The following is a 20,458-nucleotide window of genomic DNA, read 5'->3' as shown; positions in this document are numbered from 1 at the left end:
CGGCAATAATGCCGGAGGGAAGGGCATGAGAAAGCAAATGCAGAGACGCTGGGCGCCGGTCCTCTTCGTCTCGATTGCTGTCGTCGCGTTCAATGCGGGCGCCGCCGAGGCGAAACGCGTTGCACTGCTGATCGGCAATCAGAAATATGAAGAGACCGCCCAGCTCAACAACCCCGCCAACGACGTGGAGCTGATGCGCGCCTCGTTCGAAGGCGCGGGTTTCGATTCCATCAAGACCGTCCACGATCTCGACCGCTCCGCCATGGTGAAGGCGCTGCGCGAGTTCGAGGACGACGCGGTGGATGCGGAAATGGCCGTGATCTACTATTCCGGCCACGCCATGGAGATGAACGGGATCAACTACCTGATCCCCGTCGACGCGGCGCTGAAGAGCGACCGCGACGTCGAGGACGAGAGCGTGGCCATCGACCGCGTGCAGCGCTCGCTGGAGGGGGCCAAGAAGCTAAAACTCTTCATTCTCGATGCCTGCCGCAACAATCCGTTCTCCGCCTCGATGACGCGGTCGATCGGCACGCGCGCCGTCACGCGCGGCCTTGCCCGCGTCGAGCCCGAATCGGCCGACACGCTGATCGCCTTCGCCTCCAAGGCCGGCACGGTGGCGCTCGACGGCGAGGGCATGAACAGCCCCTTCGCGACGGCGCTCTCGAAATATTTGACGGAACCCGGCCTCGACGTGCGCATCGCGCTCGGCAAGGTGCGCGACGAGGTGGTGGAGGCCACCAACCGCGAGCAGGAGCCCTTCGTCTACGGCTCGCTCGGCGGCGCGCAGATCTTCCTCAACATCAAGGAAGTGAATATCAACGTCACCAACAGCGGCAACACGCAGGAAATCTCGCCGAACGGGCAGTCGGAAGCGGCCGCCGACTGGCAGAACATCCGCGACCTTGCCGACGAGGACCTGATCAACGCCTTCATCGCCAAGCACGGCAAGGACCCGGTCTACAAGATGCTGGCGGAAAAGAAGCTCGCCAGCCTCAAGGAGGCCACCCAGAACGAGGGCCAGGATGCCGCCGGCATCGCATGGGAGGCCCTCAAGGGCTCGACCGACGCGGCGGCGCTGCAGCGCTTCATCGAGCGCTACCCCGACAGCCAGCACCGCGGCGATGCCGAACAGCTCATCGCCGCGCTGGAGCCGAAGAAGGGCCTCAGCGTCGATCTCGCATCCAAGGAGACGCCCGCCTCGCGCGACTGTTTCCTTCTGGCCGGCGAGCCGCAGTCGCTGCCCGGCTTCATGGGCGTCAACTTCCTGAAGATCGACGCCAAGCGGGCGCTCGCCGCCTGCGCGCAGGCCGTCAACGAGAACCCCTCCGACGGCATGCTCGTCAACCTGCTCGGCCGCGCGCACGACGCCGACCGCAACTATGTCGAGGCGCGCCGCAACTACGAGAAGGCGATCGAGCTCGGCAACATGTATGCCATGACGAACCTCGCCTGGTTCTCGATCTACGGCACGGATGGCCCGGTCGACGTCGCCAAGGGCCTGTCGATGTTCGAGAAGGCCTCGACGGCGGGCAATTCCTACGCCCAGGCCTCGCTCGGCTGGCTCTACCGCGAAGGCTATGGCGGCACCCGCCAGGACTATAACGAGGCGGTGAAGTGGTATCAGCAGTCTGCCAACCAGGGCTATGCCAACGCCATGGCGACCATGGGCTGGTTCTACCGCGAAGGCCTCGGCGTCTCGCAGGACTACGTCCAGTCGCTGAGCTGGTATCGCAAGGCGGCGGATGCCGGCGACGCCAACGCCATGTCCTCGCTCGGCTGGGCCTACCAGAACGGCCTCGGCACGGCGCAGAACTATGCGGAGGCCAAGGTCTGGTACGAGAAGGCCGCCAATATCGGCGATTCCTACTCGATGGCCTCGCTCGCCTGGCTCTATGACGTCGGCAACGGCGTGAAGCAGGACTATGTCGAGGCCCGCTACTGGTACGAGAAGGCCGCAAACGCCGGCAGCGCCTATGCCATGGGCAACCTGTCGCGCCTCTACGACCAGGGCCTCGGCACGCCGGCCGACGCCAAGGAAGCCGTCCGCTGGGCGGCCGCCTCCGTGGAGAGCGGCGATGCCAACAAGCTGAAGGAGCTGAAGGACAATCCCGGCAACTTCACGGTCGCCTTCCGCAAGGAGTTCCAGAACCTCCTGAAGGAACGCGGCTATTACAGCGGTTCCTCCGATGGCGAATTCGGCGCTGCGACGCTCGCTGCCATCGACAAGCTGGCGGTCGGCCGCAACGACGCCAGCACGCTGACGAACAGCAACACGACGACGGGCACCCTTACCGACGGCAACCAGTCGACGGTGACCCTCGGCGGTTCGGATGTCGACCAGTGCTACGAGCTGGCCGGCGAACCGAACCTGCGCCCGGGCTTCCTCGGCAAGCTCTTCACGCAGATCGACTACGGCCGGGCGATCCCGGCCTGCGACGCCGCGCTCAGCGCCAATCCGTCCGACAATTCGATCCGCAACATGCTGGGCCGTGCCCATGATGCTGCGAAGAACTTCCCGAAGGCACGCGAGCATTACCAGAAGGCAGCCGACGAGGGGAACCTCTACGCCCTGACCAACCTTGCCTGGTATTCGATCTACGGCACGGACGGCCCGGTCGACATGGCCAAGGGAACCCGTATGTTCGAGCAGGCCTCGAATGCCGGCAATCCCTATGCCCAGGCCTCGCTCGGCTGGCTCTACCGCGAGGGCTACAACGGCACGCGCAAGGACTATGACGAGGCCATCAAGTGGTATCGCAAGGCCGCCGAACAGGGCTATGCCAATGCGCAGGCCACCATGGGCTGGTTCTACCGCGAGGGCCTCGGCACGGCGCGCGACTACAATGCCTCGCTCGACTGGTATCGCAAGGGCGCCGAGGGCGGCGACGTCAACGCCATGTCCTCGGTCGGCTATGCCTACCAGTCCGGCCTCGGCGTTCCGGTCGACTATGTCGAGGCGCGCAAGTGGTACGAGAAGGCCGCGGCCTTCAACGACTACTATTCGATGGCCTCGATCGGCTGGCTCTACGACCTCGGCAACGGCGTGAAGCAGGACTATGCCGCGGCCCGCGACTGGTACGAGAAGGCGGCGAACGGCGGCAACACCTACGCCATGGGCAATCTCTCGCGCCTCTACGACCAGGGCCTGGGCACGCGCGCCAACGCCAGGGAGGCCGCCCGCTGGGCCGCCGCCAGCGTCGAGGGCGGCGACCAGGGCAAGCTGCAGGAACTCAAGGGCTCGCCGGCGAACTTCACGCCGCAGTTCCGCAAGGAGTTCCAGCAGATCCTCAAGGATCGCGGCTACTATAGCGGCCCGATCGACGGCGACTTCGGCACCTCGACGCAGAACGCGATCGACCGCCTGGCCGCCCGCACGTAAGCAACACAGCGCCGGTCCAGCAACCGGAAAGAAAGCCGCCGGCGTCCGGAAGGACGCCGGCGGCTTTCGTTCGGATGCCTGTTGCCTCGCCGGGCTGATTCTGTCGGCAGCCGGCGCAAGAGCCGGCGCGCGGCAGCGCTTGCCGGCAGTGTTTTTCCAGGGATTACAACAAGAAATGCCGCACGCGTTGCTGGCGCGTGCGGCATGACAAGCTCGGATGCGCCCCTGTGCCGGGGGCGGAGCTTAGAGCAGGAAGTCGCTCGAATAGTAGCGCGTGAGGCCGGCGTCAATCTCGAAATCGGCGCGGCCGTCGCCATCGACGTCGCCCGAGATGATCGTGCCCGAATAGCGCAGCTCGCCCGCTTCGCCGGAAAACGCGCTCTTTCCGAGGAAGGTGAAGGCGTTGTTGCCGCTGCGGCCCGTATCGGCGTCGATCGCCCTGAGGTCGATGACGTCGTCCTGGCTGTCCGGCTTGAAGTCGTCGATCACGTCGCGCTGCGAGCCGACCTTGCTGTCGGAGATGCGGGTGAAGCGGAACGTATCGGCGCCGGAGCCGCCGACGAGGAAATCGTTGCCGCTGCCGCCCTCCAGCCGGTCGTTGCCCGAGCCGCCGACCAGATCGTCATTGCCCGAACCGCCGTAGAGCCGGTCGTTGCCGCTGTCGCCGTAAAGGTCGTCATGGCCGCTGTCGCCGTAGAGGATGTCCTTGCCGGAGCCGCCATAGAGCCGGTCGTTGCCGCCGAGCCCCTCCAGCTGGTCGTTGCCGTTGCCGCCGCGCAGCGTGTTCTTGCCCCCGGTGCCGATCAGCGTGTCATGGGAACGGGTGCCCGTGGCGTTTTCGATGCTGGTCAGCTCCTCGTTGCGCCCGTCGACGGCCTTGGCAAAGCCCCTGTCGAGATCGACATAGATGCCGCGGCCCTCTTCGCTCGAGGAATCCTGCAGCGAGTAGTTGACCGTGTCCGTGCCGGAGCCGCCGTTGAACGCGTTGCGGTAGCCGACCGAATAGAAGGTGTCGTTGCCGCTGTCGCCCCAGTAGTCGCTGGCATAGGTCTTCACTTCGAACCGGTCGTTGCCGTCGCCGCCGTGGACCTTGTCATATTCGCCGCTGGCCTTGGCCGCGCCGCTGTGCTTGTAGACGTCGTTGCCGGAGCCGAGAAAGATATCGTTGCCGCCTTCGAAGCTGTTGCGTACCAGATCGTTGCCGCTGCCCGCCTCAACATAGTTGAGGCCGCCCCGGTCGTCGGTACGGTTCAGAACGATTTCGTCGTCGCCGCCATAGGTGTAGATTTCCACTTCGGCGCGAGAGTTCTGGACGACGTAGTCATCTCGATTCGTGCCCCTATATACATAGGCCATGTCCTCGTTCCTTTCTGCAACTGCGTGCCGTTGTCCGACTTCTAGCGCCGGCAAGCTGAACCGCTGTTGAACAAAGTGGGGACGCAGAAGGCATTTTCGAGGCCGTGCGGAAAAATTCCGTGGCACAGGCCGCGGCCTGTCGGCGAGGCATCGCCCGCTACGGCGGCCCCATCTTCGAAATGTGGGCAAAAAATCGAAAAAAGCCTTGCAATCGCAAGCTTTGCCGCATAGTGAAACCGCGAGCGGAGAGGTGGCCGAGTGGTCGAAGGCGCTCCCCTGCTAAGGGAGTATACCGGAAACGGTATCGAGGGTTCGAATCCCTTCTTCTCCGCCAGTTTCATTTCCTAGGGCGTTGTAATCCATCAATAAACTGACGCCGGAAATAGGCCTTCCCCACACTTTTCCCCACTTCACATTTCCGTGATCAGTTTTGCCCGCTTGTTTGAGGTGAGCGATGATTCGTTAATTTCCGCGTGCAGCGTATCTGGGCGCTTTGCCACCTTGATTAATCTTGATTGTTTTCAAAGCATGGATTGTGATGATGCCCGGGAGCAGGACGTGAGGGTGGAGCGGGCAATGTCGGGTGACAAAGAATGAGCATTCTAGACTGGACCACGCTTCGCCAGGTTGCTGGCCAGGGCTACGGCGACGGCATTGTGTGTCTCGCAACTATCGCCGTCGTTGAACGATCAAACAGAACGGAGGTTATCGCGCCTCTGGAGGACGAAGAGGCCGGACGTGCGGCTAAGCTGCTCATCGATGGCGCACTCTTCCGTCTACAAATGTTCGTTGTTCGAGCATTTGGCATTGTCCGCAAGGATGACCGCCACCTCAGAGCAGCAATCGAGTTTCTTGAGCGCCCAGGACGCTTGGATGAAGAACGATGGCCTGAGCGGCGAGCAGATCTCGAAGAAGCCATCCGATTATTTAAACAGGTAGCGTCAGATCCTGCGCTTGATCGCCTGAAGCATCTCCGAGACAAGCAACTGGCCCATTTTTCAGAGATGAAGCCTCAGTTTCCGCTTCCTACCTACGATGACCTTTTCGGCGTCACCCGGAAAACGGCGGAAGTGTGGGAGAAGCTTTCCTTTGGCGCCGGCACCGTCCTGATTAAGCTAGACCATCAAATCGATGCGTACCGGGAGAGCGCTGAGGCATTTTGGGGGAAATGGGACGGCGGCGCGCTATGCCGATGACAAAGCAAAGCGCGATTTGTCGAGCCATGACGCAACACCCCTCTGGTTCGATAAAGCAGGATGCAACGGAAGGGCGCGGGAGTCGAGCGAAGGGGCTACATTAAGCGCACGCGGTTGCCGCCCGCATACTCCATGCGCTTGTCATGGACGAGGCTGTCGAGCGCGCTGACAATTTGCTGCTCGGTGAAGCCTGCCGCCACAAGGGTAGGTCCGACGAGATAGAGGTCGATCGCATTGTCAGGGGTGCAGCCGGCGGCGATCAATTCGGCCATCACGGCTTCCTTGCAACTGGAGTGGGCTGTCTTGCTCCGCTCAGTCATCCGCCTTACCTCCTAATGTGTCCTGCGGGCATATTTAGGAAAAGGTGCACTCGGCGTCGAGAAATCCGCACAAGGCCCAGCGCATTCACTCCCCAGTCTTGGGGGCTGGTGACAATTTGGGGTTCACCTGTTTTCTCTCCTGCTTTAGCAGGACTTTCGATGCTCGAAGCCAACCAGCGGGCGGTAAATCTCGCCTTTTCACTCGGGGCCAGGCTCGTTTTTTGATTTCCAACGATATTTTTTCAAACGATGCCCCGCGCACGCAACACGCGTATCTCCCCCGGAACCCCAGACAGCCATCAGTCGATATTCACGAGAAAATTCAACAGCGCAAATTCACATACGGCCTACCTTATCCCCGCCGACTCTCACAAATATACGATTGCGCGTGAACGCGACTGATAGCGACGCCATAGATTTGATTGGAAGCGAAAGAGGGCGCCAATTGACAACCTCCGCGGACTGTGGAATTCGCAAATGCAACGTGGGGGCCATACATGGGATTTGCAGAGCGTAAGCCGATTTACGAGGCTATCGAACACGAGCGAAATACGAAGATCATTTCGTACGTGACAAGCGACCGGGCAAACGCCGAGACGCAAATTGGCGCCGACTGCATCGACATCTTCGTTGACGCTCTAGATGCCATTGGACCGACGAAGAAGATATCGCTCCTGCTTCATACCAATGGCGGGAATACCGCCGCGGCGTGGCGCCTGGTCAACCTCATCAAGACGTTCTGCGATGAGTTTGAAGTCCTCATCCCGTACAAGGCCATGAGTGCGGGAACTCTCATATCTCTCGGCGCCAGAAGCATCGTGATGACGAAGCAAGCGGCATTGGGTCCAATTGATCCTAGCCTGATACATCCTCTCGGCCCTCAGGTCGGCAACGGGAACCAATTGGCTCGCGTGCCGGTAAGTGTCGAAGCCGTGCGCGGCTTTCTCGATGCGGCTCAGGTGGACTTGAATATAAAGAACGAAAACCTTCTGGGGCAGATCCTCAACGACCTATCCAACAAGGTCCATCCGCTCGTCCTCGGCGAGATTTTTCGGTCTCGGGCCCAAATTCGCTTCCTTGCTGAGAAACTTCTTAACGAACACATGAAAGATTCGGAAAAGGTTCGCGCGATAGTGGACTTCCTGTGCGCCGACTCCGGAAGCCATGACTATACGATCAACAGACGGGAAGCGGCCGCACTCAGTTTGCCCGTGGAAAAGCCAAGCGCGGAATTCTATGACCAGCTCAAGGCAATCCACAAGGATTATAGCGGAGAGATGGAGCTTTCCGTGCCGTTCAATCCGATGACCTTCGTAGCGCCGAGTTCGGCCGCCAATTATCAGATGGTCCGAGGTCTGGTCGAGAGCGTGAATAACGGTTCCTTTGGGTTCGTCTCAGAAGGGACAATGTTCCGGACTACGGTTGCGACACCGGCAGGTCCGCAGGAACAATTGCAGGATCAACGCGTATTCGAAGGATGGAGGGCGCTATGAACACGTTTTACGCAAATACGGACGCTTCCAATATCTACCGCGACAGCACCGGCCTTACCACCATTCGCATGGACAGCACGAGCGATACAGGCAGTCTGCTCGAAATCATGCGAGACGCTGTTCTCGTAATTGGCAATCCATGCCGGGAGTCCTCACAAGAGAAGATCCCCGATAGCCCGCGCGGGTCGATCGACGCCTACAGCCGAGGCTGATCGCCGATCAGTTCAGAACGCGCTCATTCCGTGGCGCCTTGCCGACCTCGAAGCCGTTTCTTCTCCAGGTGGGCCACACACGGCAGCCGGAGCCGCAGGGGCAGAAGCACAGCATTGTCGTGCAAACGACAAGTTGTCGTTTGCAGAGGCGACGGCGAAAGCAACTGGTCGCGATAATCGGACGGTGCAGCGCGAGGCAAAATGGTTATCTTTGTGTGGGTTATAGACCTTGCCCGTTCAGGCGGGTAGCATCTCGCCATGCGCAACATGACCGCCTCCGCCTTTCTGCTCCTCCTAATGTCTTCAACGCCATCAGCGGCCGATGTTGTTGTTTGCGAAGGCGACGATTGCACGGTGGTTAGTGGCGGCGAGGCGAGGAAAATGAGTTCTGAAGAGGTGCGGGCCAAACGCCGATCCGAGGCGGCATCAGCGATATTAGGTATCGATTGCTCTCTCGCGGACGTTCCGCCAGCCTGCAAATACGCGGTGAAGAACCTTCTAGACAATTTTCGATGAACTAGCACCACGGCCGGCGCTTCCCTGTCCAGCGCCTAGCATGCCCCATGGTGATAAGCAGCTCTCCGACGTAGTGAACTCGTTCGGGCGCTCGTTCGTCACGAATGCGGATATATATGACCGTCTCCCTTCTTCGGCGCCGAGGCAGGCGGCGCGCGGTACGCAAGCCGGCAATGCTGCGTGCAGTAAGGTTTGGTCGCCGCTGTCCTCTCGCCGCAGAACAGATGCAACTCGGAAAGGCTGGCATCGTTTACCGGCCAGCGGCAGGCGTGCCGGTCCAGATCGGCCAGGCGGCGCGGCACCGGGGCAGCCGGCATAGCGGGGACGGCGCTCATGTGCGCCTCCGGGTCTTCGGGTCGATCTGGTCGACGATCCACAACCCGGCGTCGGCCACAAGCTCGCCAGCCCCGGCAATGACTTTGGCGGCTTTCAGGAGGCCGATTGCAATGAGGAGGGCAATGAGCTTCATCGGCCTGCGCCTCCCCGAAAATCGTAGATCAGCGGCGGCCGCGGCGTGTCGGCGTATTCGCCGGCCCGCTTGGATGCTGCCGGCGAGGCTTCAATCAGGCGCAGCGCCGTTGCCACGCCCTCACCCGACCATTGGCGCGTTGGCAACTCCTCCTCATAGCCGGACCAGTCGGCATCGCCGTTTTCCTCAAGGTCGCAATCACCGTCCAGCATGTCGAGCAGGGCAATCATCTCCTCGATGTGGCGCTCCAGTTCGGAACGGCGGAAAGTCTCCAGCGCGGCCATCACAGAGCCTCCCCTTCCTCAAGGTCGCTCCACATGGATTTTGCCAGCCAGAGGCTTGCCGAGAAGCGTTCGTCGGCGCCAAGGGCGGCATATGCGGCCGTCGCCCGTACCTTGATGCCGAGACCGGCCGGCGTGCGGGCTCGGGTCTGCGACATGTCGTAGATGACGCGGCGCAAGGCTCCGTCCGCGTTGCGGTGAGCTTGCAACGCAGCAGCCATCCCGCTCGCCTGCAGGGCCGCATCCGTGGCGGTCTCGAATTCGATGGCAAGGCGATACTGCCTGTCGATGCTCTTCGGCATCTTCTGGCCCCTGAAGTTCCGCTCCAGGGCGTAGGACGAGATGATGCGCACGCGCCGGCCGTCAGCCCCTTTCACGTCTTCGAGCTTGGGCGAGGCCGGATCGCGGTAGAAATCGGAGTACGCCCCACCGTCGAAACGCTCGTGTTCGCTACCGGAAATCTCAGCCGGCAATGCGGGGGCCATGGCGCGGAAAACCGGCTGCAGTTCGGAAACCCGCTCGCTGGTGGCGAAGTAGTCGGCATGAGCTGCCTCAAACCGTGCTCCGAGGCGGAGCAGTTCGGGGTTCTCTTCGGGAGCGCTCGCCGCCGCGACCGGGGCAGCAGCAAGCGCCGAGGCGGCGGCAACGCCGCCCATGCGGGACAGGAAGAAGCGACGGGAAAGGTTTGCGGGCATAGCTTCGCCGGCAACCGGAACGGATTCGTTCGGCATAGTAGTCTCTCCATGGGAATAGGTTCAGGTCAGGATTTTGCGGAACCGGGCGTCATGCCTACAACTGCGAGAGTCGCATCGATAAAGCGGGCCATAGCGCCAAGGGAGCCGCCTTTGTCGCGCATGTAAGACGCCATACCGTCGTCCTGGATCTGGAGGGCTTCAGCCTTCACGCGCAAACCGGCGACGGTGTAAGCCGGCTCATAGGAAACATCGGTGCACGCCCGATCCAGTTCAGCCTTGGCGGTTTTGATCCGCTGCTTGACTTGCTCGACGCCCGAGGCCTTGATTAGGCGCGCCGTCTCGGCGAAATACTCCTCCGAAAGACGGAGCTTGCGGCGATATTTTGAGAGTACCCGGGCCTGTTCGGCGCGGTTCCGTGAGAGCGCCTTCTCGGTCTTGCCGGTGCGCGGTTTCTCCCATTTGTCGATGACGTCCTGAAACCAATCCGGATCGTGCACGGTAAAGCAGGCTCTCGGGTACTCCTCCCGCCATTTGCGTTTGGCCCGCGTGAAATCGCTGGTATCTCGGACGATGATGCGACCGGCGATATCGCGTTCTGCTCCCGCCGTATGCCTGTCTGCGTGGGCGTGTCCAAGGATTTCCTCCGGCGCCAGCGGCCACAGGTGCCGCCACTCGTCGGCGAGCCATTCAAGGGCGTCCTCTGCCGCGACAACCTCCGCACGGGCGGCGAGGAACCGGTCATAGGCGGCCAACAACTCGGGATTTTCGTCCCGGGCCGTCTGGGTGGGGATGGCGCCGGCCGCAGCGCCGGTCGGGATGGATACAGCGGCAAGGCCGCCAAGGAAGGTGCGACGGGTCGTGGTCATCTATGCGGCCTCCTGATTGCTGGCGAGTGCCAGGGCTTCGATTTCCGGGATGATGGCGGCAGGGTTGCCCGCGAACTGGTGAGCGCGGGCTTTGATGAGAAGGCCGGCGAAGCAGGCGGGACGGATCGGCGCGATGGCCTGTGCCAGATCCTCCAGCTTCCCGTACAGCTCATTGACGTGGTGGACGGTGCGGCCGGTGACGGCGAACCGATGCTCGGACCACGCCGAGGAGCCGTAGGCCATGCCGGCATCGGCCGCGGTGCGGTCGGCTTCGTGCTGGAGCGCGGCAAGCTGAGACTGTGCGGCGCGGTAATCGGCCATGAGGGCGGCGAAGGTGGCGCCGAGGCGTGCGAGCGCTTCCGTCATGCGGGTGCCCTCCACTCTACGAGGCCAGGAAGGGATGAGAGGAGAGCGGCCGTCACGTCGTCTTCCAGCCTGCCATTATTTTCCGCGGCGAGGCGGTGCAGGAAATCAGCTTTGATTTTGGCCTCATATGGCCATTCGGGACGGAATGCGGCGATAGCCTGTTCCGCTTCGTTAAGGCGCCCACCGACTTCGAATTGTGCGGCGAATGCTGCTTCGCGCTCCGGAGTGTCATACCCGGTGTCATCCGTGCGGCGCATGGCGTCGGTTAGCTCGTCCACCCGCTGCCAATAGGTGGCGAGCAGGAGATAAATCGACGTGGGCTTTTCCATTACGCTACCTCCAATGTTGCGAGTTCCGCCGACAAGGCGGCGCGCTCGGCACCGATGCGGACACCGAAGGGCTTGCAGTCGAGGGTGAGGATTTCGGCCTTCAGGGCGTCGATGCGGGCGACCACAGCGGCGGCCAGCCTCGCCTTGGCGACCTGGGCTTTGGCATGCTTCCATTCCGCCTTGAGGCAATCACCGAACCGGACGATGGTGCCGCGCAGGTAGGGATTGCTGGCGACATACGCCACGGCGCGGCGATAGTGCGCCCATGCGGCTTTCATGATCTGCGAGAGGTTGAACTTAGGCATAGCTGGGGCGTTTGCCCGAACGGTGGTTCCCGGCATCGTCGTTTCCTGTTTGTCATTAACCTTAACCTGTGTTTCATACACTATTACAGAAACTGTCGTTGTGAACGTGTTTCTGTGTGTGGTAAACATTTTCTCATTGATCGGAGACAGAGATGCTGACCACTGGCAATCAATTGAAGGCCGCCCGCGCACTGGCTGGGGTGGAGCAGACCGAGCTTGCATCGGCTGCGAATGTCCATGTGAACACCATTCGGAGCATGGAGGCTTCAGCAGCGTCCAGCATCTCTGGCCGGGCCACGAATGTTCAGGCGGTACAGCGGGCGCTCGAAGGGTTCGGGATCGAATTCCTCAACCACGGCAATCCCGGCGTTCGCCTCGCCGGCAAGAAAGAGTGAACGATGGCGGCAGCACCCGCGAAGGGCCAGAAGACCCAGGCTTTGTATGCGCTTCACTGGTTGCCTGATCTCTCGCCATCAGCCCGCCGCGTTGGCGCGTGGCTTGTCTGGCACGCAAACGCGACGACGGGCAGATGCGACCCCGGGCAAGCAAGAATCAGACGTGAGACGGGACTTTCACGGCGAAGTGTTCAAACCGCCGTTCAGGAACTTGTTTCGTCCGGCCTCATTTCCCGACGTTTGCGCAACCAGAACAGTAGCGCCTATCAGATCCAGTGGACTGCGCTCGCTGACCATGTCGCCTCATATGAGGCACGCGCCCGTGACGGCGTCGAGGTCGTGGAACAACAAAAACGGCGGAGACCAGGCGCAGAAACTTGCGCCCCCCTGGCGCAGAAACTTGCGCCTACCCAGGCGCAAGAAATTGCGCCCAAACCCTCGGAAGGGAACACTGGTAATGAACACGTGTTCCGGGTCGGCACCATTCATTCGAATGGCGCGAACACTGATGTCTCAGACGATGACGTTGCCCAGAAAGTTCTGGCAATCAGAGAGAATCATGCCTTCGTAGCCGTATTAGATCGGGAGATCAAAAATGGGAGGCTGTTCAGCAGGCAGTTGGCTGACCTCCTGTATGGTCGCCTCGATCAAATACATATGGATGGCGACCATACAAGCGATCCAGTCGCAGGACGTGCCTATCGGCTCCTTGAAACGGTGATTTGCTGGGAGGATGCAGCGTGACGGAAATCATTCCATTCCCGGGCCGGCAGCGAGTAGGCCATGCACGGAAAATTGCAGGCATGCTCAAGAACGCGCGGTCAGAGCGGGAGGCCCATCACATCATCGGCCGTGCGGTTGAGACGTTTGAGCGCCAGATGGTAGCGGCCGCAATCCCGTGCGCGCACGTCGCTCGAGAACGGCATGACTACCTTGTGGCGATCGATCTTCAGTGCCGGCAGAATGGCTCGATGTGGACGCCTGTCGCCCAGCCCACACAAGACCAAGGTGCAGACCGGCGCCGAACGTAACCGCAAACCGCAAAGGCCCCAGGAGGGTCACCCCCAAAACCCCCGAAATAGGCCGCAATTGACTAACGCTCCGCGTGTGAGATTATTTCGGCCTTCGGCAAGGATGGTGTCAATGACGGTGCTGACCTTGGCCATGGTGGCTTACTCCGATTACGTGGGACGCGGAGAGGGAACAATCGTGCGGAGGATGACGATATCCTTGCTGTCGGGGCTCGTATCGATACCCATAGCCTCCGCTTCCCTATAGGCGGCCTCTTCCTCACCCTGGTTGGTGACGAGCCGGACAACGCGGGGATAGGGCCGGTCTCTCGACGCGGCGGTTGCCTCCAGCTTTTCGAGCCGGTTCAGAAGATTGGCGCTCATTTCTTCGTCATCCTTTCTTCAAGTGCAGCGACACGGGCGGCAAGCTCGCTCGTCTCGATAGCCTTCCGATGGGCCTCCAGGAGCGTGACGACGGTGGCGCCCTCATCCGGGGAGATTTCGCCGCCTGCGACCTGGCGCGTGATGGCGGCCACGGCGTCGGGCAGATCCTCGGCGGTATTGACCTCGGGGAGGTCGAACGTCAGACGAGCGCCTTTCCGCGCCGGCCACACACGGTCGAGGATGGTCCGCGCCGCGGTTGCATCACCCTCTTTTGCCTTCTCTACCATGGCCAACACGATTGCCTCGGCCTCGCCTTCGCCGAGGGCGTCGAGAGCCATCAGCGCTTTCGGGCGCGAACCGGCACGGCGCCCTCTCGGGTTGCCAGACTGACCGGGCTCAAATCGCTTGCCTTTTGGCGGCGTGTTTTCTCTCGTCATACCCTGCTAGTGCCCCTGTTTTGGCAGACCTATCGCACCGGAACCGGCACCGTGATTTCCAACGGCACCTTGTCGGTGTCACCGTTGCGCTGCCCTCTCCAACGAGATGCGGGAGTGTTCGGGCTCTGTCCCAGCGTACCTTCCAGGATGTACCGGATAGCTGCCCCCTTATCGGCCTCGGAGAGGTTCATGCGCTCCAAGCCGATAAGGTCTTTCATCACTCTCCCGGCGGCCCCCGATCGATCGGAGCGCAACGCATCCATGACACCGCTGATTTCATCGTCACCCATGCCACCGAATGCACTGAGGCGTTGCGCAATCCACTGGTGCGTTTGATTGCCGCCGCCGAGCCGAGCCGCCTTCTTCTGGCGCTCGCCGTCATCGCGAATGGTTCCGGCCGTAGCGCCAGGCACACGACGGTAAAGCTCCGTCAGCCGATCAAGCGCGCTGCTTTCGACGTTCTTCGGCATCTGCTGCAACAGGAGCTTGGCGCGCGCCGGGTTCAAAAGGGCGTCGGCAAGGATATCATCGACGCTCTGGAAACCGGCCTCGCGAAGGGCTGACGCCATCTTCCCACCCACCGCGGACACGATGCTGCCGCCCGTCGCATATGCCCCCAGGATCCGAGAAAGAACCGAACCGGCCGCATCGCTCTTGGCCGCGGCGTAGATATCTTGGGCGGTGTTGCTGCCGCCGGGAATGCGCAACGCAGAAATCGAGCGGTTCGACTGGCGAATGTCTGCGGCAATGTTCTGGATGGTCTTGATTTCGTCATCGGTGAAGCCGGCGGATCGCAGCGCACCCACCTTTTCCTTCACGAACGTCTGGAAGGCCTCGCCCCTGATGAGGGATTGGCCGCTCGTACCGGCCTCAGCATTGCCAACGAATTTCCCGAGAATGTGGTCCACGACTGCACGGCGAAGGCCGGCCCGCGCCTCCGGGTCGCCCCGCGTGGCAAGGTTCAGCTTCATCATCTCCGATCCGGCATCCTGTCGGGCGAAGACATTGCCGATCTGCCTGACGACGGCTTCACCGCTGTCTGCGTTCATGACCTTGCCGAGGCGGCTGCGCTGCGCCGCGTCCGTCATGAGCCGCTGGCGACGGGCGGCCGCGGCAATCTCCGCGTTCGACGCCTTGGCGGCATCCTTGCCAATCCGAGTGGCCGCCTCTGTCCGATCGGCAAGACCGCGTGAGGACATGGCAAGCTGGTCAACCTGCTGGCGGAGGGCAGGAAGCTTGTCGAGTGCATCAGCATGCGAACGCCGCCAGGTGTCCAGCTTGGACGGGTTGACCGTGCCATCGGCATTGAAGGCGGCCTGCCGCAGCTTCGAAACCGCATACTGCTGGATTTGCTGGTCGGCGACTTCCTGGCCGACTGCCCGGCGATATTGATCGATGGCGCGCGCGCTCTCCGGCCGGCCATAGAACACCTTCGCCGGCACCGATTCAGCCGCCATATCATAGGGGGCGGTATAGGCGGGGCGGCGGCGCATCGGGCCGAGCGTCTTGTTGTCGAACGTGTCAGCGCGCTCTCGGGTGGCCGAGCGGGCGGCGTCTAGTCGGTCTCGGGCGCCGGGGTCGAAGTTGGGGAGGAGGCTCGTCTCCTGTACGCCCGGATTGCCCGAAGCGTCGTTATGTCCGCTCCGCGCTTGGCTTCCGCCTCCAGATGCTGGAGAAATAAAGGCCTGTCGGCCGGCTCCAACGGTTCCAGTGCTTTCGAAAGCTCCCTCACCAGCTCCGCGTCCGCGATTTTCGAGCCATCGATTTCGAGATTGTTCGACAAGGGAGCCCCAACGCGCGGCGAGCGTGTCAGCCTCAGCCATTTGCCCGTTGGCAACCGCCTGCGCTTCCTGTTGGATCCTGCCCGCGACTGCAGATTCAATATCAGCATCGGTCGCCTTGCTCAACATGGAGAGGCGGCGATAGGCGGGCGTCTCCCCGAAGTTGCGGCGCTCGGCGCGCATCTCCGTCTTGATGCGGCTCTGGAGCGCGGTCAGTTCGGAAAACGGTATCGTGTCGCCATACTGACCCGCCACCTCGAAGATGGCGCCCTCTTCCCCGCTCGGGGGCTTGGCAGAGCGGGGAAGCTCAGCAATCAGGGTTGCCGCCTGCTGGCGCGTGTTCTGCGCAGGAAGGGCGAGAGAGCCGTCCGGGTCCACGGCCTGCCACAGCGAGCGTTCTGCGGCCTTGGCGGCGGCGCGAGCCTCCTCAAGAGACGAACGCATTGCATCACCGCTGGCACGCGAGCCGACACCTTCGCCCATGCGCTGAGAGAGGATGCCGAGACCACCAGCCGCGTCATCGACAGATCGGCGAGCATTTGCGGCGGTTTCATCCGCCCGCGCCGTCGCCCTGGTAACCACATCGTCATAGGCCGCCTGCGCCCGCTCGCTGACGGCCTGGACGATCTGCCGGGCGGCATCGGCCACCTTTTCAGGAGAGCCGTCACGCTGGACGCCTTCAAGGGCGGCAAGCCGGGCCGAATTCTGATCAACACGCCGCTGCTGGAAAGCTTCAGGGCGTTTCGTCTGAATACCACGCTCCAAGCCGCCAACGCCCATATCGCCTGTCTGCTGGAACGTGGTCGGCCGAGATCCGGCGACAAGCTCCTCTGCGGGCTCCTCCAGAGAGCGTCGGAACGTGGACAGGTCTGTCGCGCTATCTGCGAGTTGGCTGGCTGCCAGTCGTTCACGGCCGGCCTGATAGAGCGGGGCGGCTGCATCCCTTGCCATGCGGTATCCACTCTGAACCATCGCAGGGATACCCGCTGCAAGCGCACCAACGCCGCCGCCGGCCATACCACCGCCGATACCGGCCAAGGCGTCGTATTCGTCAGGGGCGGCATCCATGGCGGCGGCAGCACCGGCACCGGAGGCGCCGCCCACTATGGCGTCTCCAGCCAAGCGCCCAACACTGTTGCCGGGGCCGAACATCCGCGTTGCTGTATCGAGCGCGCGCCCAGTCAGCGCACCAGTTCGCGCGGCACCACCAACGACACCGGCAGGCGTGACGGTATAGCCGACACCTTCGCCGACACCGCGGGCAATCCGCTCCTCGGGGGTGAGCGCCTGAATGTCCTTCGGTTCGGGGACGCCTACTGCGCCGAACATGGAGGAAATGGATTCGCTGCCCCCGAAGCTGTCAGACGGGATGGAGGGAAGGTCTGCGCCGAGTGCGTTCGCGCCCGCGACACCCTTATTGATCAGCCAGCGCGAGAAATCGACCGGGGCGCCGAGGGTGTTATAGATCCCCTGGTTAAGCCCGGCCGTCGCGTTCAAAGCCAGCCCATCACCCTCCGGTGCTGGCTCCTGCGCGGCCGACTGCTCCCGGCGCATGCGGCCGACCTCGCGGGCAAGCTCGGTTGCCGCCTCCGTGTCGCCGGCTGCATCAGCATTGATGAGGGCCGTTTCAAGCTGTTGAAGAGTGGCCATGCTTAGCCCCCGTATTTCTTCACGAGTTCGTCAATGCGGCCCGAACCCTGCTGAGGCGATTGGAAGCCACCACGGCCCTTACCAGCCTCCGACGCCGTGGCCTGAAGCTCTGCGGTGAGGCGGTCCAGCTTTTGAACGGCTGTTTCGGCCGTGTCCATGGTGCCCGGCAGATACCGGCGGGCGTAGGCTTCTGCCTCGGTTTGGTTCATGCCGGCACCCGTCAGAAGGCGCATCAGAACATCGACGCCGGACTCCAGTTCCTGATAAACTTGCCCTTTTTCACCAAGCCCGTTTCGGGCCATACGTTGGTCCCAAGGGCCTGTGACATCGCCCTGAGCGAGCCGCTGGCGAAGCGCTGGGGCTCGCTCCAGAAAAGATTTGGCCATGCCGATCCGGGCGGCAAGTTCGCCGGGGATTTCCTCGCCGGGTCCGCCAGGGATGGGTTCAAGCGCGGACTGCGTGTCATCGGTCCAACGGTAACCTGACGGAGCCTTACCGCCCTGGCCCCCGTTGGCACCGCCGCTCTTCTTCAACTGAACATAATCGGTGAAGCCGCCTTCAAACCCATTCTCTTTCGCGAACTGGTATTCCTGCGCAAGGGCGGGCTGGGTCTTTTCCTTCGGCGCCGTGCCCAGAGGCATCCACGTTCCCGCATTTTCGTCAGCCCATCCGAACGTGCCATCGGGCAAGGTCTGAAATTTTCGGCTGGGGCGCTGAGCCTTCTTCGCTTCCTGCGCCTCTTTGTAGTGCAGGCTGAAGGCGTCGGATGGGGTGAGGATACCGGCTTCGACGGCCTGCACGAGCTGAGGGTTGTCCTTCCCCAGTATTTCCAGCGTGCGGTTTCGCTGGCGCGCGTCCTTGCGGTAGTTGGCGAACCCCATGGCCGCGTTGCTAAGCTGCTCCTGAGGGTTGCTGCCGGTCAGGAGCCCTGTGCTGATCGCGAGGAGCGCATCGGGGTTGAAGCCGCCCAGGAAACCATTGCCCTGCGCCCGCTGAGGTGTTGCGGCAGGCGTTTGCGTGCCTCCAGCATTGCCGGCGCCCATACCGCGGAAGAGATCCAGAAAAGTGCCTGCCATGGCGGAATTCCTTGGTTTGAATTTCGAAAAATATACAGTTGTTTCAGTCATTTAGCAACGTGGACACCGTTGGACATAGTTGCCCACCGTTGGACATGGTTGGACATTCGGGCCAACTTTTTTTGCTCAATCGAGGTCGGCAAGCACTCGGTAGAACGTCACAAGGCGGTGAGCGCGGTCGCCAGCCTTCAGCCGCTCCAACGCTGGCCAGTCGCCATGGATCACCATGTCGAGCGCGATCCGGGAGACCTGAACCGGGGAGTTCTTGCGCACCTGGCGAGAAATGCCGAACTCCTCGCACCAGCGCCGAATGGTTTTCGTGGTCTTGCCGGCATGGGCCGCTGCCTCGGCAACTGTCATGACCTCGTCGGGCAGGATGTGGAGCCTGACTGTCGAAGCATCGACGAGCGCGATGACGTTGCCCTCCTCGGGCTCGATCCGATTGGCGGCGTTCATCGGTTCAGCCTCCAGATGGTGAGCCCGTAGGCCGGAACGATGCAGACAGCGAAGACGATGAGGCAGGTTTGCAGGTAGTCACCAATCGACATGACCGCCCCCTCACATCTGTGCACGCCGCGCGGCCGGAAGCGTGCAGTCGACGAGAGGCACGCCGAAGCTCTCGGCAAGGCCAACAGCACTGTCCCGGATATCAGCCAGCGGAGAGCTGAGAGCGATGCCCACGGCCGTCCGGTTGTTGTCGGTGGATACCAGCTCCAGCACGATGCACGGCAGATCCGTGATGGTCTGAACAAGAACGAGGTCGTTCCTGCTGTCCTCGCGGAAGTAGGCGCCAAGCGTGACACTCACGATTTCGAGCCGCACCCACGGGGCGCCGGTTTCAATCTCTTCATTCATCGTTCTGGCCTCCTGGCTGGGGCGTGATGTTTCTTGCGAGGGCGATGGCCTGGCAGGCTTGGAGCCCGGTCAGGCCGAAGCGCTCCTTCAGGGCGGGGATGACGTGCGGGACAGGCTCGGACTGTGCGGCCAACCAGAGAGCGGCGGCGCGCATCGGATCGTCGGGCGCCGTCATGCTGCCACCTCGAATTTCGTCCAGCCGTCCCCGTCGCCAGCTTGGAGCAACGAGGCCGGGACGAGGCAACCATCGGAGCCAGGGCACGGCCCCCATCCCGCGAAATCCCACTTCCCATGGTGCCGGGCATAGTTGAGGCGGGTCGCCCATCGAGCGTCGTCCACCGCCGCGGCTGAGGAGGTGGCGGTCGCAACGAAACCCTCGAACCGGCGCTTGCTGATGAAGCGGCAGGCGTGGATCGTCTCAAGGTCGGGCTTCGTCTTGAGGAAGGCGACATAGCCGGGAATGGCCTGGAGGCACTGGCCCCGCTCTTCGTCGGTCAGTTTCTTCCAGGCGTCGAAGGCTTCCTTCTTCGCCATGTTGGGGGTCTTCGGATATGCAGTCCAGAAGGCTTCGAATGCCTCGGGGTAGCTGGTCCTGACCTTCTTTCCGGCACCGTGGTCCGAACCCGTTTCGGACAAAATAGAAGAAGATTTATCTTCTTCTTTAAGGTTCAGGGTTTGGGAGGCATCAAGGTGGCATCCATTCGGGATATGCGAATGGGGGTCAGTGGCATATGCATCGGCATGCCTCATATCTCTATTTTTCCTCCACTTAGCCCGTGCGTTGTCAGACTGCTTGGCCGTCTTCTGTCTGACGGCAACTAGCTCATCTGTCAGACGGCCTTGGGTGATGCTGTCAGGAGAGACCTTGAAAAACGGCATCATCGTCGGCTTGATCCGAGCCCACTGCGCAGCCGTCATTCGCGCATATCGGGCAAGCTGCTTATCGTCGTTCGGGAGGGAGCCGCCAGCGCGCCACATGGTCATGAGCAGGAGCATGTAAGCGCCGTGCTCGATCGTGGTCAGGTGGCCCGTATCGGCGAGATAAGCGTCCGTCCAAAGGGGGAAGGCAGGGAACTGTGCCATG

At 62.1% G+C, this 20,458-nt stretch carries 26 protein-coding genes and 1 tRNA gene; 9 read left to right on the top strand and 18 right to left on the bottom strand.

Annotated elements, in window-relative coordinates; all coding sequences use genetic code 11:
• Positions 1-37: 37 nt before the first annotated feature.
• Positions 38-3,382 (top strand): caspase family protein, encoded by a 3,345-nt coding sequence (locus tag AB3G45_RS19205; RefSeq protein WP_367832057.1) that lies wholly within the window; start codon positions 38-40, stop codon positions 3,380-3,382.
• Between the two features lie 243 nt (positions 3,383-3,625).
• On the opposite strand, the gene AB3G45_RS19200 is transcribed toward AB3G45_RS19205, so the two are convergent.
• The gene (locus tag AB3G45_RS19200) at positions 3,626-4,738 is read right to left on the bottom strand and encodes a calcium-binding protein (RefSeq protein ID WP_367832056.1); all 1,113 of its coding nucleotides are present in this window, start codon (positions 4,736-4,738) and stop codon (positions 3,626-3,628) included.
• A 244-nt stretch (positions 4,739-4,982) separates the two neighbouring features.
• On the opposite strand from AB3G45_RS19200, the gene AB3G45_RS19195 reads away from it, so the two are divergent.
• Together AB3G45_RS19195 and AB3G45_RS19190 are read left to right on the top strand one after the other, a co-directional pair.
• Positions 4,983-5,072: transfer RNA gene (locus tag AB3G45_RS19195), tRNA-Ser, on the top strand.
• Between the two features lie 259 nt (positions 5,073-5,331).
• Positions 5,332-5,934 carry a hypothetical protein gene (locus tag AB3G45_RS19190; protein ID WP_367832055.1) on the top strand — a complete coding sequence of 201 codons (603 nt, stop codon included), beginning with the start codon at positions 5,332-5,334 and terminating at the stop codon, positions 5,932-5,934.
• Positions 5,935-6,029: 95 nt separating this feature from the next.
• Here the strand turns inward: AB3G45_RS19190 and AB3G45_RS19185 are convergent, their stop codons facing one another.
• Positions 6,030-6,206 (bottom strand): hypothetical protein, encoded by a 177-nt coding sequence (locus tag AB3G45_RS19185; protein WP_367832054.1) that lies wholly within the window; start codon positions 6,204-6,206, stop codon positions 6,030-6,032.
• Between the two features lie 545 nt (positions 6,207-6,751).
• Between AB3G45_RS19185 and AB3G45_RS19180 the strand changes: the two genes are divergently transcribed.
• The 3 genes from AB3G45_RS19180 to AB3G45_RS19170 all read left to right on the top strand — a co-directional run bounded on the left by AB3G45_RS19180 (position 6,752) and on the right by AB3G45_RS19170 (position 8,475).
• Entirely contained in the window at positions 6,752-7,747 is a 996-nt protein-coding gene (locus AB3G45_RS19180; RefSeq protein ID WP_367832053.1) for a hypothetical protein, read from the top strand.
• Positions 7,744-7,959 (top strand): hypothetical protein, encoded by a 216-nt coding sequence (locus AB3G45_RS19175; RefSeq protein ID WP_367832052.1) that lies wholly within the window; start codon positions 7,744-7,746, stop codon positions 7,957-7,959. Before AB3G45_RS19180 ends, AB3G45_RS19175 begins: the two co-directional genes overlap by 4 nt.
• A gap of 258 nt (positions 7,960-8,217) precedes the next feature.
• Positions 8,218-8,475: a hypothetical protein gene (locus tag AB3G45_RS19170; RefSeq protein WP_367832051.1), complete on the top strand. Its 258-nt coding sequence runs from the start codon at positions 8,218-8,220 to the stop codon at positions 8,473-8,475.
• A 98-nt stretch (positions 8,476-8,573) separates the two neighbouring features.
• Here AB3G45_RS19170 and AB3G45_RS19165 read toward each other — a convergent pair whose 3' ends face one another.
• The 8 genes from AB3G45_RS19165 to AB3G45_RS19130 are packed head-to-tail and all read right to left on the bottom strand — an operon-like array spanning position 8,574 to position 11,822.
• Positions 8,574-8,852 carry a GcrA family cell cycle regulator gene (locus AB3G45_RS19165; RefSeq protein ID WP_367832050.1) on the bottom strand — a complete coding sequence of 93 codons (279 nt, stop codon included), beginning with the start codon at positions 8,850-8,852 and terminating at the stop codon, positions 8,574-8,576.
• Complete coding sequence (locus tag AB3G45_RS19160; RefSeq protein WP_367832049.1) at positions 8,807-8,944, bottom strand: hypothetical protein; 138 nt, start codon at positions 8,942-8,944, stop codon at positions 8,807-8,809. Before AB3G45_RS19160 ends, AB3G45_RS19165 begins: the two co-directional genes overlap by 46 nt.
• Positions 8,941-9,228 carry a hypothetical protein gene (locus tag AB3G45_RS19155; RefSeq protein ID WP_367832048.1) on the bottom strand — a complete coding sequence of 96 codons (288 nt, stop codon included), beginning with the start codon at positions 9,226-9,228 and terminating at the stop codon, positions 8,941-8,943. Before AB3G45_RS19155 ends, AB3G45_RS19160 begins: the two co-directional genes overlap by 4 nt.
• Positions 9,228-9,956, bottom strand: coding sequence for a hypothetical protein (locus AB3G45_RS19150; protein ID WP_367832047.1), 729 nt, complete (start codon positions 9,954-9,956; stop codon positions 9,228-9,230). The genes AB3G45_RS19155 and AB3G45_RS19150 overlap by 1 nt, the downstream gene beginning before the upstream one ends.
• 29 nt (positions 9,957-9,985) lie before the next feature.
• Complete coding sequence (locus AB3G45_RS19145) at positions 9,986-10,786, bottom strand: hypothetical protein (protein ID WP_367832046.1); 801 nt, start codon at positions 10,784-10,786, stop codon at positions 9,986-9,988.
• On the bottom strand, positions 10,787-11,152 hold the full coding sequence (locus tag AB3G45_RS19140; protein WP_367832045.1) for a hypothetical protein: 366 nt from the start codon (positions 11,150-11,152) through the stop codon (positions 10,787-10,789).
• Positions 11,149-11,481, bottom strand: a complete 333-nt coding sequence (locus AB3G45_RS19135; RefSeq protein WP_367832044.1) for a hypothetical protein — start codon at positions 11,479-11,481, stop codon at positions 11,149-11,151. The genes AB3G45_RS19140 and AB3G45_RS19135 overlap by 4 nt, the downstream gene beginning before the upstream one ends.
• Positions 11,481-11,822 carry a hypothetical protein gene (locus tag AB3G45_RS19130; protein WP_367832043.1) on the bottom strand — a complete coding sequence of 114 codons (342 nt, stop codon included), beginning with the start codon at positions 11,820-11,822 and terminating at the stop codon, positions 11,481-11,483. The genes AB3G45_RS19135 and AB3G45_RS19130 overlap by 1 nt, the downstream gene beginning before the upstream one ends.
• A 116-nt stretch (positions 11,823-11,938) precedes the next feature.
• On the opposite strand from AB3G45_RS19130, the gene AB3G45_RS19125 reads away from it, so the two are divergent.
• The 3 genes from AB3G45_RS19125 to AB3G45_RS19115 are packed head-to-tail and all read left to right on the top strand — an operon-like array spanning position 11,939 to position 13,212.
• On the top strand, positions 11,939-12,181 hold the full coding sequence (locus AB3G45_RS19125; RefSeq protein ID WP_367832042.1) for a hypothetical protein: 243 nt from the start codon (positions 11,939-11,941) through the stop codon (positions 12,179-12,181).
• Positions 12,182-12,184: 3 nt separating this feature from the next.
• A complete protein-coding gene (locus tag AB3G45_RS19120; protein WP_367832041.1) occupies positions 12,185-12,925 on the top strand; it encodes a helix-turn-helix domain-containing protein in 741 nt (246 codons plus the stop codon).
• A 59-nt stretch (positions 12,926-12,984) separates the two neighbouring features.
• Positions 12,985-13,212 (top strand): hypothetical protein, encoded by a 228-nt coding sequence (locus tag AB3G45_RS19115; protein WP_367833623.1) that lies wholly within the window; start codon positions 12,985-12,987, stop codon positions 13,210-13,212.
• 150 nt (positions 13,213-13,362) lie between these two features.
• Here the strand turns inward: AB3G45_RS19115 and AB3G45_RS19110 are convergent, their stop codons facing one another.
• The 8 genes from AB3G45_RS19110 to AB3G45_RS19075 all read right to left on the bottom strand — a co-directional run bounded on the left by AB3G45_RS19110 (position 13,363) and on the right by AB3G45_RS19075 (position 20,457).
• A complete protein-coding gene (locus AB3G45_RS19110) occupies positions 13,363-13,575 on the bottom strand; it encodes a hypothetical protein (RefSeq protein ID WP_367832040.1) in 213 nt (70 codons plus the stop codon).
• Positions 13,572-14,012, bottom strand: coding sequence for a DUF5681 domain-containing protein (locus AB3G45_RS19105; RefSeq protein WP_367832039.1), 441 nt, complete (start codon positions 14,010-14,012; stop codon positions 13,572-13,574). Before AB3G45_RS19105 ends, AB3G45_RS19110 begins: the two co-directional genes overlap by 4 nt.
• A gap of 29 nt (positions 14,013-14,041) precedes the next feature.
• The gene (locus AB3G45_RS19100; protein ID WP_367832038.1) at positions 14,042-17,443 is read right to left on the bottom strand and encodes a hypothetical protein; all 3,402 of its coding nucleotides are present in this window, start codon (positions 17,441-17,443) and stop codon (positions 14,042-14,044) included.
• 2 nt (positions 17,444-17,445) lie between these two features.
• Positions 17,446-18,519 carry a hypothetical protein gene (locus tag AB3G45_RS19095; RefSeq protein WP_367832037.1) on the bottom strand — a complete coding sequence of 358 codons (1,074 nt, stop codon included), beginning with the start codon at positions 18,517-18,519 and terminating at the stop codon, positions 17,446-17,448.
• 126 nt (positions 18,520-18,645) lie between these two features.
• The gene (locus AB3G45_RS19090; protein ID WP_367832036.1) at positions 18,646-18,975 is read right to left on the bottom strand and encodes a hypothetical protein; all 330 of its coding nucleotides are present in this window, start codon (positions 18,973-18,975) and stop codon (positions 18,646-18,648) included.
• 102 nt (positions 18,976-19,077) lie between these two features.
• Positions 19,078-19,374, bottom strand: a complete 297-nt coding sequence (locus tag AB3G45_RS19085; RefSeq protein ID WP_367832035.1) for a hypothetical protein — start codon at positions 19,372-19,374, stop codon at positions 19,078-19,080.
• On the bottom strand, positions 19,367-19,549 hold the full coding sequence (locus tag AB3G45_RS19080) for a hypothetical protein (protein ID WP_367832034.1): 183 nt from the start codon (positions 19,547-19,549) through the stop codon (positions 19,367-19,369). Before AB3G45_RS19080 ends, AB3G45_RS19085 begins: the two co-directional genes overlap by 8 nt.
• Positions 19,546-20,457: a YdaU family protein gene (locus AB3G45_RS19075; protein ID WP_367832033.1), complete on the bottom strand. Its 912-nt coding sequence runs from the start codon at positions 20,455-20,457 to the stop codon at positions 19,546-19,548. The genes AB3G45_RS19080 and AB3G45_RS19075 overlap by 4 nt, the downstream gene beginning before the upstream one ends.
• Position 20,458 lies beyond the last annotated feature (1 nt).

It is taken from the genome of Shinella sp. S4-D37 (assembly GCF_040812195.1).
Taxonomy (GTDB): domain Bacteria; phylum Pseudomonadota; class Alphaproteobacteria; order Rhizobiales; family Rhizobiaceae; genus Shinella.
The sequence above is the reverse complement of the archived record's forward strand: the minus strand, read 5'-3'. Positions and strand labels throughout refer to the sequence as shown.